Source organism: Opitutus terrae PB90-1 (assembly GCF_000019965.1).
Lineage (GTDB): Bacteria > Verrucomicrobiota > Verrucomicrobiia > Opitutales > Opitutaceae > Opitutus > Opitutus terrae.
This window is the reverse complement of record NC_010571.1, coordinates 277,137-289,630: the sequence shown is the minus strand read 5'-3', so window position 1 is coordinate 289,630 and position 12,494 is coordinate 277,137. Positions and strand designations below refer to the sequence as shown.

General features: G+C 65.9%; 15 protein-coding genes. 9 read left to right on the top strand and 6 right to left on the bottom strand.

Annotation, left to right across the window (positions count from 1 at the left end; translation table 11 throughout):
* Window positions 1–55: 55 nt before the first annotated feature.
* Window positions 56–775: a hypothetical protein gene (locus OTER_RS01310; protein WP_012373089.1), complete on the top strand. Its 720-nt coding sequence runs from the start codon at window positions 56–58 to the stop codon at window positions 773–775.
* Window positions 776–814: 39 nt separating this feature from the next.
* Here the strand turns inward: OTER_RS01310 and OTER_RS01305 are convergent, their stop codons facing one another.
* Together OTER_RS01305 and OTER_RS01300 are read right to left on the bottom strand one after the other, a co-directional pair.
* Window positions 815–1,867: a transglutaminase-like domain-containing protein gene (locus OTER_RS01305; RefSeq protein ID WP_012373088.1), complete on the bottom strand. Its 1,053-nt coding sequence runs from the start codon at window positions 1,865–1,867 to the stop codon at window positions 815–817.
* A 64-nt stretch (window positions 1,868–1,931) separates the two neighbouring features.
* Window positions 1,932–3,065, bottom strand: a complete 1,134-nt coding sequence (locus OTER_RS01300; RefSeq protein WP_158305331.1) for a putative porin — start codon at window positions 3,063–3,065, stop codon at window positions 1,932–1,934.
* A gap of 364 nt (window positions 3,066–3,429) precedes the next feature.
* Between OTER_RS01300 and OTER_RS01295 the strand changes: the two genes are divergently transcribed.
* From OTER_RS01295 to OTER_RS26985, 5 genes are all read left to right on the top strand, one after another.
* Entirely contained in the window at window positions 3,430–4,233 is an 804-nt protein-coding gene (locus tag OTER_RS01295; protein WP_012373086.1) for an Hsp33 family molecular chaperone HslO, read from the top strand.
* A gap of 201 nt (window positions 4,234–4,434) precedes the next feature.
* Window positions 4,435–5,028 (top strand): nicotinamide riboside transporter PnuC, encoded by a 594-nt coding sequence (pnuC, locus tag OTER_RS01290; protein WP_012373085.1) that lies wholly within the window; start codon window positions 4,435–4,437, stop codon window positions 5,026–5,028.
* Between the two features lie 155 nt (window positions 5,029–5,183).
* Entirely contained in the window at window positions 5,184–5,747 is a 564-nt protein-coding gene (locus OTER_RS01285; protein ID WP_012373084.1) for an AAA family ATPase, read from the top strand.
* The gene (locus OTER_RS25615; RefSeq protein ID WP_148217962.1) at window positions 5,731–6,009 is read left to right on the top strand and encodes a hypothetical protein; all 279 of its coding nucleotides are present in this window, start codon (window positions 5,731–5,733) and stop codon (window positions 6,007–6,009) included. Before OTER_RS01285 ends, OTER_RS25615 begins: the two co-directional genes overlap by 17 nt.
* A gap of 34 nt (window positions 6,010–6,043) precedes the next feature.
* Window positions 6,044–6,403 carry a type II toxin-antitoxin system death-on-curing family toxin gene (locus OTER_RS26985; RefSeq protein ID WP_044891457.1) on the top strand — a complete coding sequence of 120 codons (360 nt, stop codon included), beginning with the start codon at window positions 6,044–6,046 and terminating at the stop codon, window positions 6,401–6,403.
* Window positions 6,404–6,440: 37 nt separating this feature from the next.
* On the opposite strand, the gene OTER_RS01270 is transcribed toward OTER_RS26985, so the two are convergent.
* Both OTER_RS01270 and OTER_RS01265 read right to left on the bottom strand, forming a co-directional pair.
* Window positions 6,441–7,595, bottom strand: a complete 1,155-nt coding sequence (locus OTER_RS01270) for an iron-containing alcohol dehydrogenase (RefSeq protein WP_012373082.1) — start codon at window positions 7,593–7,595, stop codon at window positions 6,441–6,443.
* A gap of 82 nt (window positions 7,596–7,677) precedes the next feature.
* On the bottom strand, window positions 7,678–7,983 hold the full coding sequence (locus tag OTER_RS01265) for a putative quinol monooxygenase (RefSeq protein WP_012373081.1): 306 nt from the start codon (window positions 7,981–7,983) through the stop codon (window positions 7,678–7,680).
* 195 nt (window positions 7,984–8,178) lie between these two features.
* Between OTER_RS01265 and OTER_RS01260 the strand changes: the two genes are divergently transcribed.
* The gene (locus tag OTER_RS01260) at window positions 8,179–8,976 is read left to right on the top strand and encodes a tRNA threonylcarbamoyladenosine dehydratase (RefSeq protein ID WP_012373080.1); all 798 of its coding nucleotides are present in this window, start codon (window positions 8,179–8,181) and stop codon (window positions 8,974–8,976) included.
* 9 nt (window positions 8,977–8,985) lie between these two features.
* On the opposite strand, the gene OTER_RS01255 is transcribed toward OTER_RS01260, so the two are convergent.
* Both OTER_RS01255 and OTER_RS01250 read right to left on the bottom strand, forming a co-directional pair.
* Window positions 8,986–9,876 (bottom strand): TatD family hydrolase, encoded by an 891-nt coding sequence (locus tag OTER_RS01255; protein ID WP_012373079.1) that lies wholly within the window; start codon window positions 9,874–9,876, stop codon window positions 8,986–8,988.
* Between the two features lie 36 nt (window positions 9,877–9,912).
* A complete protein-coding gene (locus tag OTER_RS01250) occupies window positions 9,913–10,350 on the bottom strand; it encodes a SufE family protein (protein ID WP_012373078.1) in 438 nt (145 codons plus the stop codon).
* A 78-nt stretch (window positions 10,351–10,428) separates the two neighbouring features.
* On the opposite strand from OTER_RS01250, the gene OTER_RS01245 reads away from it, so the two are divergent.
* Together OTER_RS01245 and OTER_RS01240 are read left to right on the top strand one after the other, a co-directional pair.
* On the top strand, window positions 10,429–10,875 hold the full coding sequence (locus OTER_RS01245; RefSeq protein WP_012373077.1) for a hypothetical protein: 447 nt from the start codon (window positions 10,429–10,431) through the stop codon (window positions 10,873–10,875).
* Window positions 10,876–10,970: 95 nt separating this feature from the next.
* On the top strand, window positions 10,971–12,446 hold the full coding sequence (locus tag OTER_RS01240) for a hypothetical protein (protein WP_012373076.1): 1,476 nt from the start codon (window positions 10,971–10,973) through the stop codon (window positions 12,444–12,446).
* Window positions 12,447–12,494: the final 48 nt, after the last annotated feature.

Here is a 12,494-nt window from a genome sequence, read left to right as displayed (position 1 = left end):
TTTTTGGTCGGAATTCCCCGTGGTCATCGGTGAAATTCGTGGTTGAATTTGCAGCGTGGCGAAAGCGGAGACGGAGGCGCATCGGGAATTGAAACGGCTGGCGCTCGGGTGGGCGCAGACGAATGGGTTTGCGATCTGCGCGTGCGAGGTGCGCGTGCCGAAGTGCGGGTATCGCGCGGACGTCGCGGCGTGTTCGCGCGGCGAGGGGCGGCGGACGGCGGTCTTCGAGTGCAAGCAGGCGCGAGCCGACTTGCTGAAGGACGCTACGGACGAGCGGGAGGCGCGGCGGAAGGTGGAGGAATTGAGGGCGCGCGTGCGAAAACTGGAAGAGCTGATCGGCGAGCACCGGCCGGATTTGCGGAAGGGCGAGGCGCTGTTTGCGGAGTTCGACGCGTGGGACTTTTCGGGCATCGAACACGCGACGCATCGGCGGGTGCTCGAGCAATTGGGCACGTGGCAGGGACGGGTGCTGCGTGGGACGAAGTTCGCAAAGCTGTTCCGCTGGCGGGCGGCGGATTTTTTCTACCTTGTCAGCGAGGAGGGAATCTTCGCTGAAGCGGAGATCCCGGCGGGGTGGGGCCTGCTGGTGCGGCGCGGCGAAGAGCTGGAGCTTGCGCGCAAGCCGGTGTGGGCGGAGGCAAAGCTCGAAACACGCGCGGCGCTGCTGGAGTGCATTGCGGCCGCGGCGACGCGCGCGGTGAATCGTGAGATGGGCGTCGTAATCGAGGTGCCGCCGTGGGCGGAGACCCGCGGTCCAGATACCGCGGGTCCGTGAGCGGGCACGTGTGGCCGGAGCGGCCGCCCGGGCTTCGCGCTACCGGGCGGCGACGGCGCCGGCGGGTTTTTGTTCGGTGTAGAAGACCGTGCGCGAGAGCTGGGCGGGGAGATCGCCGTCGGGGATCACGCGGGCTTCGACGCCGTCGATTTCGGCGTAGCCAATGACCATGGTGTTGACGCGCTTTGCAGTGACGGCGCGGCCGGCGAGGTCGAACTCACGGCCCTCGTTTAGCCACAGCCGGCGCTCGGTGAGACCGGTGAACCAGCGGGCGCGGCCGAGCCCTTTCGGATCGTCGGCTTCGACGATATCGGCCGGGATCCAGCCGTAGTTCGGCACAAAATATTCGGCCCAGCAGCGATAGCCGGGATCGGTTTCCTTGCCCTCGTTGGCCTCGCGTAGCCGGTAGCCCATTTGGAGGCGGGCGGGAATGCCGCGAGCGCGCGCGAGCGCGATGAACATCGAGTGGAGATCGGTGCAGCAGCCGCCGGCGTTGGTCATGCAGTCCTCGGCGTCGCCGAGGCTGCATTTGGGTTTGGTCGGATCCTTCGAATAGTGATCGGCGTAGTCAGCGACCGCGGTGAGGAGGAGCTGGGCTTGTTTGGCGATGTTGGTTTCGGCTCCGCAGGAGTCGTTGGCGAGTTTGGCGATGCGGGGCGTGACCTTCATGTGCGGCGCGTCGGTGCGGAGCTCGTCGACGAAAAGGCGGCGGTGGGTGTCGGTGATCGCACCGGCCTGCGCGGGAACGAGATCGACGAACACGGGGCGGCGGCGAACGGTGAATTCGACTTTCGACGACAGCGAGGAGGCGGCGGGGTGGGCCACTTCGACGAGCATGAAGCGGTTGCCATGATCGGGCTCGGTAACGATGCGCCACGGGCCGGGTGCGGAGGTGACGGCGAAATCGAGGACTTCCTGGAAGCGTTCGTCGTCGGGAATGGCAATCCACCATTTAACCGATTTCGCGCCGTCGGGGATGCCGGAGAGGGTGACGGTTTGCTGGACGCGGTAGGTGCGCGTGGCTTCGTTGGGGAAGTCGGCGCGGACGTGCGGCGCGAGCGTGAGCGCGGCGAGGAGGAGGGGGAGTTTCATGGGTGTGGGGTGACTCAGGCGGAGAGTGCGGGTGGAGCGGGCGGCGCGTTAGGGATAACGCGCCCTACCATTTCCAGTTCAGGTCGAGCCGGAAGCGCTTGCCGTCCTGGACGGTGGTGATCGCGTCGACGAGGAAGAGCCGGGCCATGAGGTTGAGGTTTTTCGTGAGCGCGTAGGCGACGCGGAACTCGTGGCCTTTGATGTTGGTGCCTTCGGTCTGCGGGCCGTTGCCGAACCGCACCCAGTCGTCCTGCGCGTAGGCTGCATTCGTGGCGAAAGCCTCGATGTGCGCGTAGTAATAGCCGACGAACCAGTCGCGGGGGTTTTTGAGCTGACCGAGCTGCGCGGAGAGCACGTAGCCGGAGGTCTCGTCCGCAGAAGCGGCGGGAAACGGAGCGACATCGGCGGCGCTGTAGTCTTCGAAGTTTTTCAGAAGGTCGACGCCGAGGGCGAACGGAACCGTCTGCACCGGCACAGACCATTGCGCGCTGAGGACGCCGACGAGGTAATCGCGCGCGCCATTGCGGTTGATGAGGTAGCGGGCACCGGACTCGCCGCTGAAGGCGTGGAGGCCGGCCGCGAGAATGAACTGGGCGGGTTTGAGCGGGAGGCTATATTTGAGCTGCCCGGCGAAGAGCTGCCCGTTGAGACGGTTGACGCCGTCGGGGAGCGCGAAGGCGCCGACGGTCGTCGTGAGCGTGGCCTCGCCGTGTTTGGTGTCGAAGCTGGCGGCGGCGCCGGTGGGCGTGATGTCCTCGTCCCAGAACATCTCGTTCTGCTGCCAGAACGGCGAGCTGTTGCGGCCAGCCCAGGCGGTGACGTTGGCCTGCTTGAACTGGATGAAGTAGCGGTCGAGGGCGAACTCGAGGTCGTCGCTTGGGCCGTCGTCGGCGGTAAAGGTGAGATGCGGCGACTGCTGGCTCTGATGGTTGCCGCTGCGCAGGCGCGCGCCGAAAGACCACGTATCGGAAAACTTGTACGCGGCGGTGGCACGGAGCCGGAAGCGGCCGCGCTCGCGATCGGGGCGGAGCGTGCCGGAGGTGGTGTGGGAGTCCCAGTCGGATTCGTAGCGAAGGCGGAGGTCGCCGTTGATCGTGAGATTGGGCGCGGCGGTGAACGCGGAGGCCAGCGGCGCGCAGCCGAGCAGCAGGCCGAGAGCGGCGGCGGACCAGGTGCGGGACGCGCGCGAGGAAGGCAAGACGGGCGAAGCCGTTGCGGGGATCATGTGTGGGTGGCTGGGGAACAGGTTCACGCCGGCCCGGGGGAAGGCCGCGGAGCACGAGGCTCGGGCGCGAGAGCAGGCGTTTTCCGATCGGCTGCAATCGGACGGGGACGAACGAGCGCCTTTGCGGGGCGGATTGCCGGAAATCGCCGCGCGACCGGTTGCGTAAGAATTTAGGACACGACGACCGCTCGTCAGCCGTGATACCGGCGCCGTCGAAAATCCGCCGGAAGACCGGAACATCGCTCGCGACGCGGGTTTAAGTCGGGCCCGTCCTCGCAGCGGCACGATTCTGGGGCGACCGCTCGACAAAGAGGCGCGGGCCGCAACGTTGGCGGCGATGCCTGAAACCACACCGCCGAATCTCGCCGATCCAGGATTGCAGGTAACGACGTCGTTCGTGCGCAGCCGGAATGTGCTGATGGCGCGCGCGGATTTTGGCGATCTGTTCGTCGACTACTACCTGCACCTCGGCCAGCATCAGATTCATCCGAGCCAGCCGGTGGACGCGATGTTCAAGCGCGCGCTCGCGGCGTTCGTGCTGCACTGTGCGTCACGGCCGCGCAACGAGCTGACGGCGTGGACGATCAACTTCCAGTCGCCGATGGTGAACCTGTTCCTGACCGGCGACAATGAGACGGGTGCGGTGGCGGGGCGGGCGTTCGAGGAAAACGTGAAGGAGATGCCGGAGAACCTGTTCTATGCGGACACGGTGCGCGTCGGGCATCCGATGCGGCGGAGCGCGGTGAGCTTCGCCGGCGCGGATCCGATCACCGCGGCGGAGAAGTTTTACTCCCAAAGCGAGCAGCGGGCGGCGCGGTATTTCCAGCTCGGTGAGGAGGAGTTTGCGTTGATCACGGAGCACCCGGATGTGGATGCGCCGTGGATGCGGGGGCTGACGGTGGACGGCGTGCGGGAACTCGATCGGACGGAGACACTGGTGCCGATGGAGCAGCGGGTGTATCGGTGGCATTGCGGCTGCAATCAGGAGCGGATGCTCGAGGTGCTGGCGCCGGCGATGAAGCAGGATCCGGAAGGACTGTTTGGCGACGAGGAGAAGATCGAGATCCGGTGCCCGCGCTGCGGGGCGCGCTACTCGATCACGCGGGAGGCGCTGGAAGCGTTCATGGTGCGGCCGCGGTGAGGCGGCGCGGCGATCACTGGCACGGGCGTCTCGCCGGTGAAGCGTGAGCAGTTATCACCGATCGCGGCACGCCGCCAACCATGCACGGGCGGGACGTCTGTGCCACGACGAGCTACGCGGGCGTAGATTGACCTCGACTCGGTTGTTTGCGGGGATGCGTCGCTTCGCGCGTTGAGTCAACGCGCGCCACCTTTTCAGCGCATGTCCATTTACGAAATCCTCGGCACCGTGCTCGGCATTGTTGGCGTCTGGCTGATGATCCGGCAGAACGTCTGGGGCTGGCCGGTCGGGATCGTGCAGGTGGCGCTCTACGCGTGGGTTTTTTATGAGGCCCGCCTCTACTCGGACGCGTTGCTGCAACTCTTCTTTTTTGCGATTCAGGCGTATGGCTGGTGGCATTGGCTGCGGGGCGAAAAGGACGAGGGCGGCGTGACGCGAACACAACCCGCAGCGCTGCCAGTGACGCAACTGCGCTGGCGCGGCGTGCTGGGCTGGATTGGCGCGGGCGCGATTGCCACCGCGACGTGGGGTGAGCTGATGCGGCGGACGACCGATGCGGCACTACCACACTGGGACGCGTTCATCCTCGTGTTCAGCCTGATCGCGCAATGGTTGCAGGCACGGAAGCGGCTCGAATGCTGGGCCGGCTGGATGATCGTCAACGTCGTCGCGATTGGCGTTTATTGGGCGAAGGATCTGCGACTGACGGCAGGACTGTATCTCGTGTTTTTCGGGATGGCGGTGGCCGGACATGTTGCGTGGCGGCGAAGCCTTGCGACATCCCTTGGTCATTGAAACCGGGTCAGGATTTGAACCACAGATGGACACGAATGAACACAGATGCGGGAATGCCCGAGCTCAGCGTCCCTTGCTAAGACCGTCTGCCCGTATCTGTGTCCATTCGTGTTTATCTGTGGTTTCTGCCCGCATCTGGCGCGGTATCGTGACGCATGCCAACTGACGTGAAGCGCATCGCGGTCTACGGGACCGAGTCGACCGGCAAAACGCAGCTCGCCGAGATGCTGGCGCGGTGCTTTGGCGTTCCGTGCGTGCCGGAATATGCGCGCGAATTCTGGGATCAGCAGGGCGTGATCACGCTGGAGGACATGCTGCCGATCGCGCGGGAACAATGGCGGCGCGAAGACGAAGCAGTGCAGCGGCAAGCGGCCGAGAGCGCGGCGGAGCGACGGTTCGTGATCTGTGACACCGACGCGCTGACGACGATGCTGTGGAGCGATCTGCTGTATGGCACGTGCCCGGAGGAGTTGCGGCGGGTGGTGGAGCGGCGCTGCCGGAACTATGCGCTCTATCTGCTGCTGGATGCCGACGTGCCGTTCGCGCCGGATCCAGCGCGATGTTTTCCAGATCCGGCGGACCGCGCGAAGGCCGCGCGGGTGTGGCGCGGCGCGCTCGAGCGACGGCAACTGCCGTTCGTGGACATCCGCGGCACCTGGGCTGAGCGCGAGCAGGCGGCGATCGCGGCGGTGGAGCAGGTGCTTGCGCGCACTGTTTGAGCGGCTAGGCTGGGCTCAGGTGAATGCCGCGGGGATCATTGAATTGATCAGAAAACTGCCGCCCAAAGAGCAGGCGGAGGTGGCCGCTTTCGTCAGGGCGGAACTCGGAAATCCAGCGCTGAAGGTTGAAGACTCGCGCTCCGCGTATGCGGCCGCTGGAGCCAAGATGGATCACGGCCGCATTCCACTCGTGAAGGCGGAAAGAGTTGCTGCGCAGGTTTTCGACCAGCATTCGGAGCTATTTCGAAAACTGGCCCAGTAGGTCATGGAAGCGCCCGAATTCCTGAGTTGGGAAAATCGTCGCGGCGTTACACCGAAAATCCATCGAATGCTTCGGTGGAATCGAAGGACTGCGTGATCGTGGAATCGTAGAGTCGGCTTTGGCGGCTGGAGAGAACGCCTTCATATACGGGAGAGGCGACCTGCACGAGATAGCAGCAGCCTATACTTACCATCTTGCACAGAACCAAGGTTTCCTCGACGGCAACAAGCGGACTGCCGTGGCGTGCGCGATCACGTTCTTGATGTGCAACGGCTGCGACGATTGTTCGGATGATTCCGTCCTCTATAGCGCGATGATCGCCATCGCGGAACACCGCATGGACAAGCAGGCTCTTGCAGCGGTCCTTCGACGCCAGTTTCCGAAGGCGCCTTAAGCATCAGCGAAATCGAGGCCAAGGCGCAGCACGCCAGTCAAAGTGCCCGGGTATAGATCGCGTGGAGTTCGTCGTCGGTGAGGGGCAGCGGGTTGGCTTTCATGCTGCTCGCTTTCGCGGCGGCGGCGACCACGGCGGGCGCGTCGCCGGCTGACAAACCATACGCCGACAGGCGCGGAATGTGTAGCGTGGCGACGAGATCATGGATCCAGCGGAGCGCTTCCTCGGCGGTCGCGTGCGGTCGACCCGTGAGCAACCGGGCGAGGTCGTCGAAGCGGCGCAGGCTCTCGGACTCGGGCGCGCGCAATCGCAGCGCGGTAAGATTGGCCCTCATCACATGCGGCAACAGCGCCGCGCAGACTGCACCGTGCGGCGCCGGGAACATGCCGCCGATCGGACCGGCAAAACCGTGCACGGCGCCGAGTCCGGCGTTGGCGAGCGCGAGTCCGCCAAACAAGCTCGCGATCGCCATGTTTTCACGCGCGAGCGTATTGCTGCCCTCGTCAACGGCGGCCCAGAGCGAGGTCGCAGCGCGTCGCAGGCCTTCGACGCAGAGCGCATCGGTCATCGGATTGGCGCGGCAGGAAAGGTAGGGCTCGATCAGCTGGGTGAGCGCGTCGAGTCCGGTCGTGGCCGTGAGTTCGGGCGAAAGGGCGTGGGTGAGCGTGGGATCGACCAGCGCGACGCGCGGCAGCATGTGCGGGCTGCGCAGGCTGACTTTCACGCGGTGGGCGGGCGAGGCGAGGACAGCGTTGCGCGTCACCTCGGCGCCGGTGCCGGCGGTGGTGGGAATCGCGATCACCGGGGCGGCGGGATGGGCCAGCGGCTGCGCGCGACCGATGACCTCAAGGTAGTCCAGCAGATCGCCGTGGTTGGTGATCAACGCTGCGATCGCCTTTGCCGCGTCGAGTGCGCTGCCGCCGCCGAAGCCGATCACGAAATCGCAGCCGGCTGCGCGGGCCTGCTCGGCGCCGTACGCAGCGTCGTCCGTCGTCGGTTCGCCGGCGACCGCGAACGTGGTCGTGGCGAGACCGGTGGAAGCGAGGAGATCGAGCACCGGCTGCGCGCGGGCGGGGTTGCGGCCGGTGACGACGAGCGCGCGGCGGCCGAGCGCGCGGGCGGCGGCGGGCAACTCGGCGAGCACGCCGGCGCCGAAAAGGATGCGGTTGGCGGTGGCGAATTCGAAACGCATTGGAGATCAGTCGGAGATCACCACGAACTACACGAAAGACACGAAAAAGGAAAAGAGCGCAGCGGGCTGCGCCCCGGTGAGGCTAAAGTTCCGCGTCGCCGGGAAACACGTTCGCGTACTTCACGCTTGTGCGCGGCTCGGCCATCATCGGGGCCACGGTGTCGCGCCATTTCGCGTAGTGCGCGGTTTCCTTGTGGGCGGCGGGAGCGGTCGGCGTGCGATAGGCCTCGACCAACACGAAGCGGGTGGGATCTTCGGCCTGTTGCATGACGTCGAAGCGGGCGACGCCGGGTTCCTGCACGCTGGCGCGGGCGTTGTCGAGGGAAGCGACTTTGAAGGCTTCGACGCAGTCGGGTTGGACGTGAACGTGGACGTGGACGACGAGCATGGGGGGAACGGAGGTGGGAATGAGGAAAGCGGAATTGCCGCGAAACACACGAAAAACACGAAATGGTTTGGAGCGGATGGTCCAGGGAGCGCGGGAGTTTCTCCCGCTTAGGACGAATTACGAACCTGCCGGCGAGACGTTCGCGCTTCCAGGAGAGACTGGACCTCGCGCGGAGGAGCGTTACATCGGGCGGCGATGGCGGAATTCGAAGAACGATTCAGCGGAGTGGCCCGGCTCGTTGGCAAAGCCGGACTCGAGCGGCTGCGGGTGGCGCACGTGTGCGTGGTGGGCGTGGGCGGCGTCGGTTCGTGGGCGGTGGAAGGACTCGCACGGAGCGGCGTGGGCGCGTTGACGCTGATCGATCTGGACGACGTGTGCGTCACGAACACCAACCGGCAAATGCCGGCGCTCGCCTCGACCGTGGGCCGGCCGAAGGTCGAGGTGCTGGCGGAGCGCGTGCGCGATATCAACCCGGAGTGCCGCGTCACGGCGCGGCCGGAGTTTTTCACGGAAGCGTCGGCAGAGGCACTGCTGACCGGGCCGTTCGATTTCGTGATCGATGCGATCGACAAGATGTCGAAGAAGGCGCTGCTGATTGCGGAGGCGCGACAGCGCGGCTGGCGGGTGCTCACGGTCGGTGGAGCGGGCGGACGGCGGGATCCGACCCAGATCTGCACGGGCGATCTGGGTGATGCCGGGGGTGACGAACTGCTTCGGCAGGTGCGGAAGAAGCTGCGACGCGATCACGGGTTCGCGCACGGCGAGCAAACCGGAAAAATGCGGTGGGAGGTTCGCTGCGTGTGGTCGAGCGAGCCGCAGGTTTTCCCATGGGCGGATGGCAACTGTGCGCGCGAGCGCGAGCCGGGTTCGGAGCTTCAGCTCGATTGCGAGGCGGGTTTTGGCACGGGCGTGTTCGTGACCGGCGCGTTCGGACTGGCGGCGGCGGGCGAAGTGGTCCGCGCGCTGGCGCACGCGGACAAAGTTGAAGATTGAGTTGGAAGTTTAGGTTGAAGCGGGCGCGGGCGTGGGCGCGCCGAACAGTCGCCGGAAGTTTTTTTCAATTTGCGGGGCGAGTTCCTCGAGCGGCATGCCGCGCAGCTCAGCGAGGCCGGCGTAGACGGCGCCGAGATTGGCGGGATGATTGATCGGATTGCCATCGGCGAGGCCGGGAAGTTCGTGCGTGCGATGGCTCGCCGGGAGCGGCATCGCCGGTGCGTCGGTTTCCACGAGCAGGCGATCCAGCGGAAGAGTTTTGAAGATGGCGCGCCTGGCGGCCTGGCGTTCGCCGAGAAAGTAGCCGTTGAAGGAAAAGTAAGCGCCAAGAGCCGCGAACTCACGCGCGAGTTCGGCGGAGCCGCCGTAGGCGTGGAGCAGAAAGCCGCGCGCCGGTAGCCGCGTGCGCCGGAGCACTTCGTGGAGCGCGCCCCACGCATCGAGGCAGTGGATCGTCGCGGGGAGATCGCGCTCGGCGGCGAGTTCGAGCTGCCAGGTGAAAGCGATGATCTGCTCTTCGAGCGGCGCGCGCCGCAGACCGGCGAGCCGGGAGTCGTCGGGCCGGGCGCGGTCGAGGATCCAGCGATCGAGGCCGATTTCGCCGACCGCCGCCAAGGCTCCGGTGGGCACGCCGGAATCGAGATGACGGAGGAGTTGCTCGCGCCAACCGGGTGCGGCGTTGCCGACGTTCCACGGATGCAGACCGTAGCTCGGCAGCAGCGTGAGCAGAGCCGTGGCGGACGCGCAGAGTTGAGCCACGTCGGGCCAATCGGCTTCGCTGGTGCCGTTGACCACGCAGGCGGCTACGCCAGCCGGTGGCAGGTCGGCGAGCACGCGATCGCGATGCGGCGCGAGCCATGCGTCCTGGAGGTGGTTGTGCGCGTCGAAAAGAGAAATCACAGTTTGTTTACCAACCTTCCCAGCAGGTGAGAAATTTCACGACGGCGCGGCGTCATCGGCGTTGATCAGACTGGTGCGCGCGAACTCCTGAATGGCCGCGCGCACGGCAGCGAGGCCGTGGCGGCGCGTAGGCGTGAGCGAGCGTTTCAGGTCCAGGAGCTCGAGCGGATCCGCCTGACTCGCGACGATTTCGGAAGGCCGGGCCCCGTCGAAGAAATCGGCCAGCAAGCTGGCGAGCCCGCGCACGACGGGTGAGTCGGCATCGGCGCGGAAATAGCAGCGGCCATCGCGCAGTTCGCCGCGCAACCAGACGCTGGACGAACAGCCGGGCACGCGCGCGGCGGGCAGGCGATCCTCCGGCGGCAGTTTCGGGGCGCGCCGCGCGCGATCCACGGCGGCCGCGAGCCGCTCCTGCGGATCGGGTAGGTGCAGCAGTTCTTCGGTGAGCGAATTTGCGCGTGCGGCCAAACGCATGGCAGAAACGATTCTGTCGAAAAGCAGACTTAAATCCAGAGGAAGATGGCCGTTATTAGGAGGCAAAGCGCGACTCTCATGTCCGACGAGGCTCTCATCTCCCTTCCCGGTTTCACCCTGCCCACTGACTTCCCGTGGCGGGTGCGGTTCATCGCGGCGGTGAACGAGCATCTGCAGCGGCTGCGGGCCACCGGGCATTATGTCCCGGCGCGTTTTTATGGTTATTATTTTCGCGGCAACGTGCCCATGGCGGTGAGCGGCAACTGGACTGTGACCCTGGAGTTGCAGCCACCAATTTCGCAGCTGCCTGAGGTGTTGGAATACGTGACGCAGGGAATCTACAGCATCGTGAGCTCGGCGCGTGATCGTGTGCCGGATTACATGCTGATCCACGACCGTCGCGACGGCGCGTGCTGGCTGTGGGAGTTCGAGCGCGGGCTGCGGTTCGTCGAGGCGACCGAAGCCATGTTGGAACCCGAAGACACCGGCTCCGACGCGGAGAACCAGAAGCTGCTCGGACCGTAACGGCTCAGCGTGCCCGAGTCGGGTCGCAGCTGGCGTGGATGACGCGCGTGTTGCGCGCTTGTCGCCGAACGGATTTGCCGGTGGGCTGAGCGCCGATGGCGACCCTCCTTGCACGGTTGAACGCGGCGCTGTACCACCGCCGGGTCGGGCCGTCGTTGGTGGCGGCGCTGGGGCTGGTGTATGCCTGCGCCTATTTGAATCACCCGCTGTTTCCCGGCACGGGCGAGCCGGCGCTGACGCGTGGCTGGTGGACTTGGACGGACCAGCAGCGCTACCTGGCCGAAGCGACGGCGATCGCGGAGGCCAGGCTGGACGCGGCGACATTTCATTATCCGATCGGTTATCCGGCACTCGGCGCGTTGTTCTGTTCGTGGTTGCCCGCGAACCCATTCTTTATTCCGGACCTGCTGCTCGTGCTGGCGGCGTCGTTCGCGTGGTGGCGACTGGCGCAACGATGGCTATCGCGAGGCGAAGCGCTGGCGGTGGGACTCGCGTTCATCGCCACGCATCGCTGGCTGATCGTCTACACGCAAATCGTGCCGTGGAACACGCTCGCCACGCAGGCGGCGCTGCTGGTCGGCGTGTGGTTGGCGATCGCGCAAACAGGGCCGCGACGGCTCTGGACGCTCGCCGGACTGGCGTCGTCGTCATATCTCGTGCGCCCGATCGATGCGGTGGCGTTTACGCCGCTGCTCGTGTTCGCCGTGATGCGGCTGGATGATTGGCGGGCGCGGCTCACCCACGGAATCGGTGGCGGCGCGGTGATCGCGATGGCCGTGATCGGTGCCGGGCTGATCAATCATGGCGTGTTCGACGCGTGGCGGTCGCCGTATGAAGTGGTTTCGGCGCAGGCGGTCGGCTTCTTCTCGTATCCGATTTCTTACAAGCTCTACTGGCTGTTCGTGGACGGCGGGACGTTTTTCGGCGAAGTCGAGCCGGCGTTGCTGTTCCGTTATCCGTGGCTCGTGCTGGCCCTGCCCGGGGTGATCTTCTGGGTGCGACGGGAGGGATTGGCGGGCGCGGCGGGAGCGGCGGCGCTCGGACTGAACTGGCTGTTTTATGTGAACTACAACGACCTCCTGCCGTCGGACGTTTACCGATTCACGCTGATCCACTATCTCGCCTGGGGCTTCCCGCTGCTGTTTCTCCTCGCCGTGGCGGCGTGTCGTCACGGGTGGCGAGATTGGTGGGTGCGGGCGGGCGGTGCGGCGGCGGTCGCGCTGGGAGTGCTCGCGATCGGCCTTCGGCTCGAGGAGAATCCTTTGCGGGTAGAACGTACCGAGGCAGGCTGGCGAATGCCCGCGGAGCGTCCGCTGCTGATCCGGTTTCCCAATGCGTCGGCGGAAAACGTCGCCGAGCTGCGGGTCGACGGCCGGGCGCTGGTGGAATACTCGGAATACCTGGTGCCTTATGTGTCGTCGGACCTGCAACTGCTGCTCGGAACGCGGACGGCGGGCACGCAGCTGAGCGTCGCGCCGGGATCCCCGCTCGCAAACGCGGAGCCGCAGGTCGGTCACTACGTGTGGTGCTGGCGACCGGCGCTGCAGCGACTTCGCGCGGTCTGCCGGTGAACGGCACGCGAGCCGGCGGCAAACGCTTTGACGCGTGCCGGCGAATGC

Coding starts and splice junctions, on each gene's coding strand:
- pnuC (WP_012373085.1), top strand. CDS start 4,435: ATGTCCATTTACGAAATCCTCGGCACCGTGCTCGGCATTGTTGGCGTC.
- OTER_RS01265 (WP_012373081.1), bottom strand. CDS start 7,983: ATGCTCGTCGTCCACGTCCACGTTCACGTCCAACCCGACTGCGTCGAA.
- OTER_RS01260 (WP_012373080.1), top strand. CDS start 8,179: ATGGCGGAATTCGAAGAACGATTCAGCGGAGTGGCCCGGCTCGTTGGC.
- OTER_RS01285 (WP_012373084.1), top strand. CDS start 5,184: ATGCCAACTGACGTGAAGCGCATCGCGGTCTACGGGACCGAGTCGACC.
- OTER_RS01295 (WP_012373086.1), top strand. CDS start 3,430: ATGCCTGAAACCACACCGCCGAATCTCGCCGATCCAGGATTGCAGGTA.
- OTER_RS01250 (WP_012373078.1), bottom strand. CDS start 10,350: ATGCGTTTGGCCGCACGCGCAAATTCGCTCACCGAAGAACTGCTGCAC.
- OTER_RS01245 (WP_012373077.1), top strand. CDS start 10,429: ATGTCCGACGAGGCTCTCATCTCCCTTCCCGGTTTCACCCTGCCCACT.
- OTER_RS01305 (WP_012373088.1), bottom strand. CDS start 1,867: ATGAAACTCCCCCTCCTCCTCGCCGCGCTCACGCTCGCGCCGCACGTC.
- OTER_RS01240 (WP_012373076.1), top strand. CDS start 10,971: ATGGCGACCCTCCTTGCACGGTTGAACGCGGCGCTGTACCACCGCCGG.
- OTER_RS01270 (WP_012373082.1), bottom strand. CDS start 7,595: ATGCGTTTCGAATTCGCCACCGCCAACCGCATCCTTTTCGGCGCCGGC.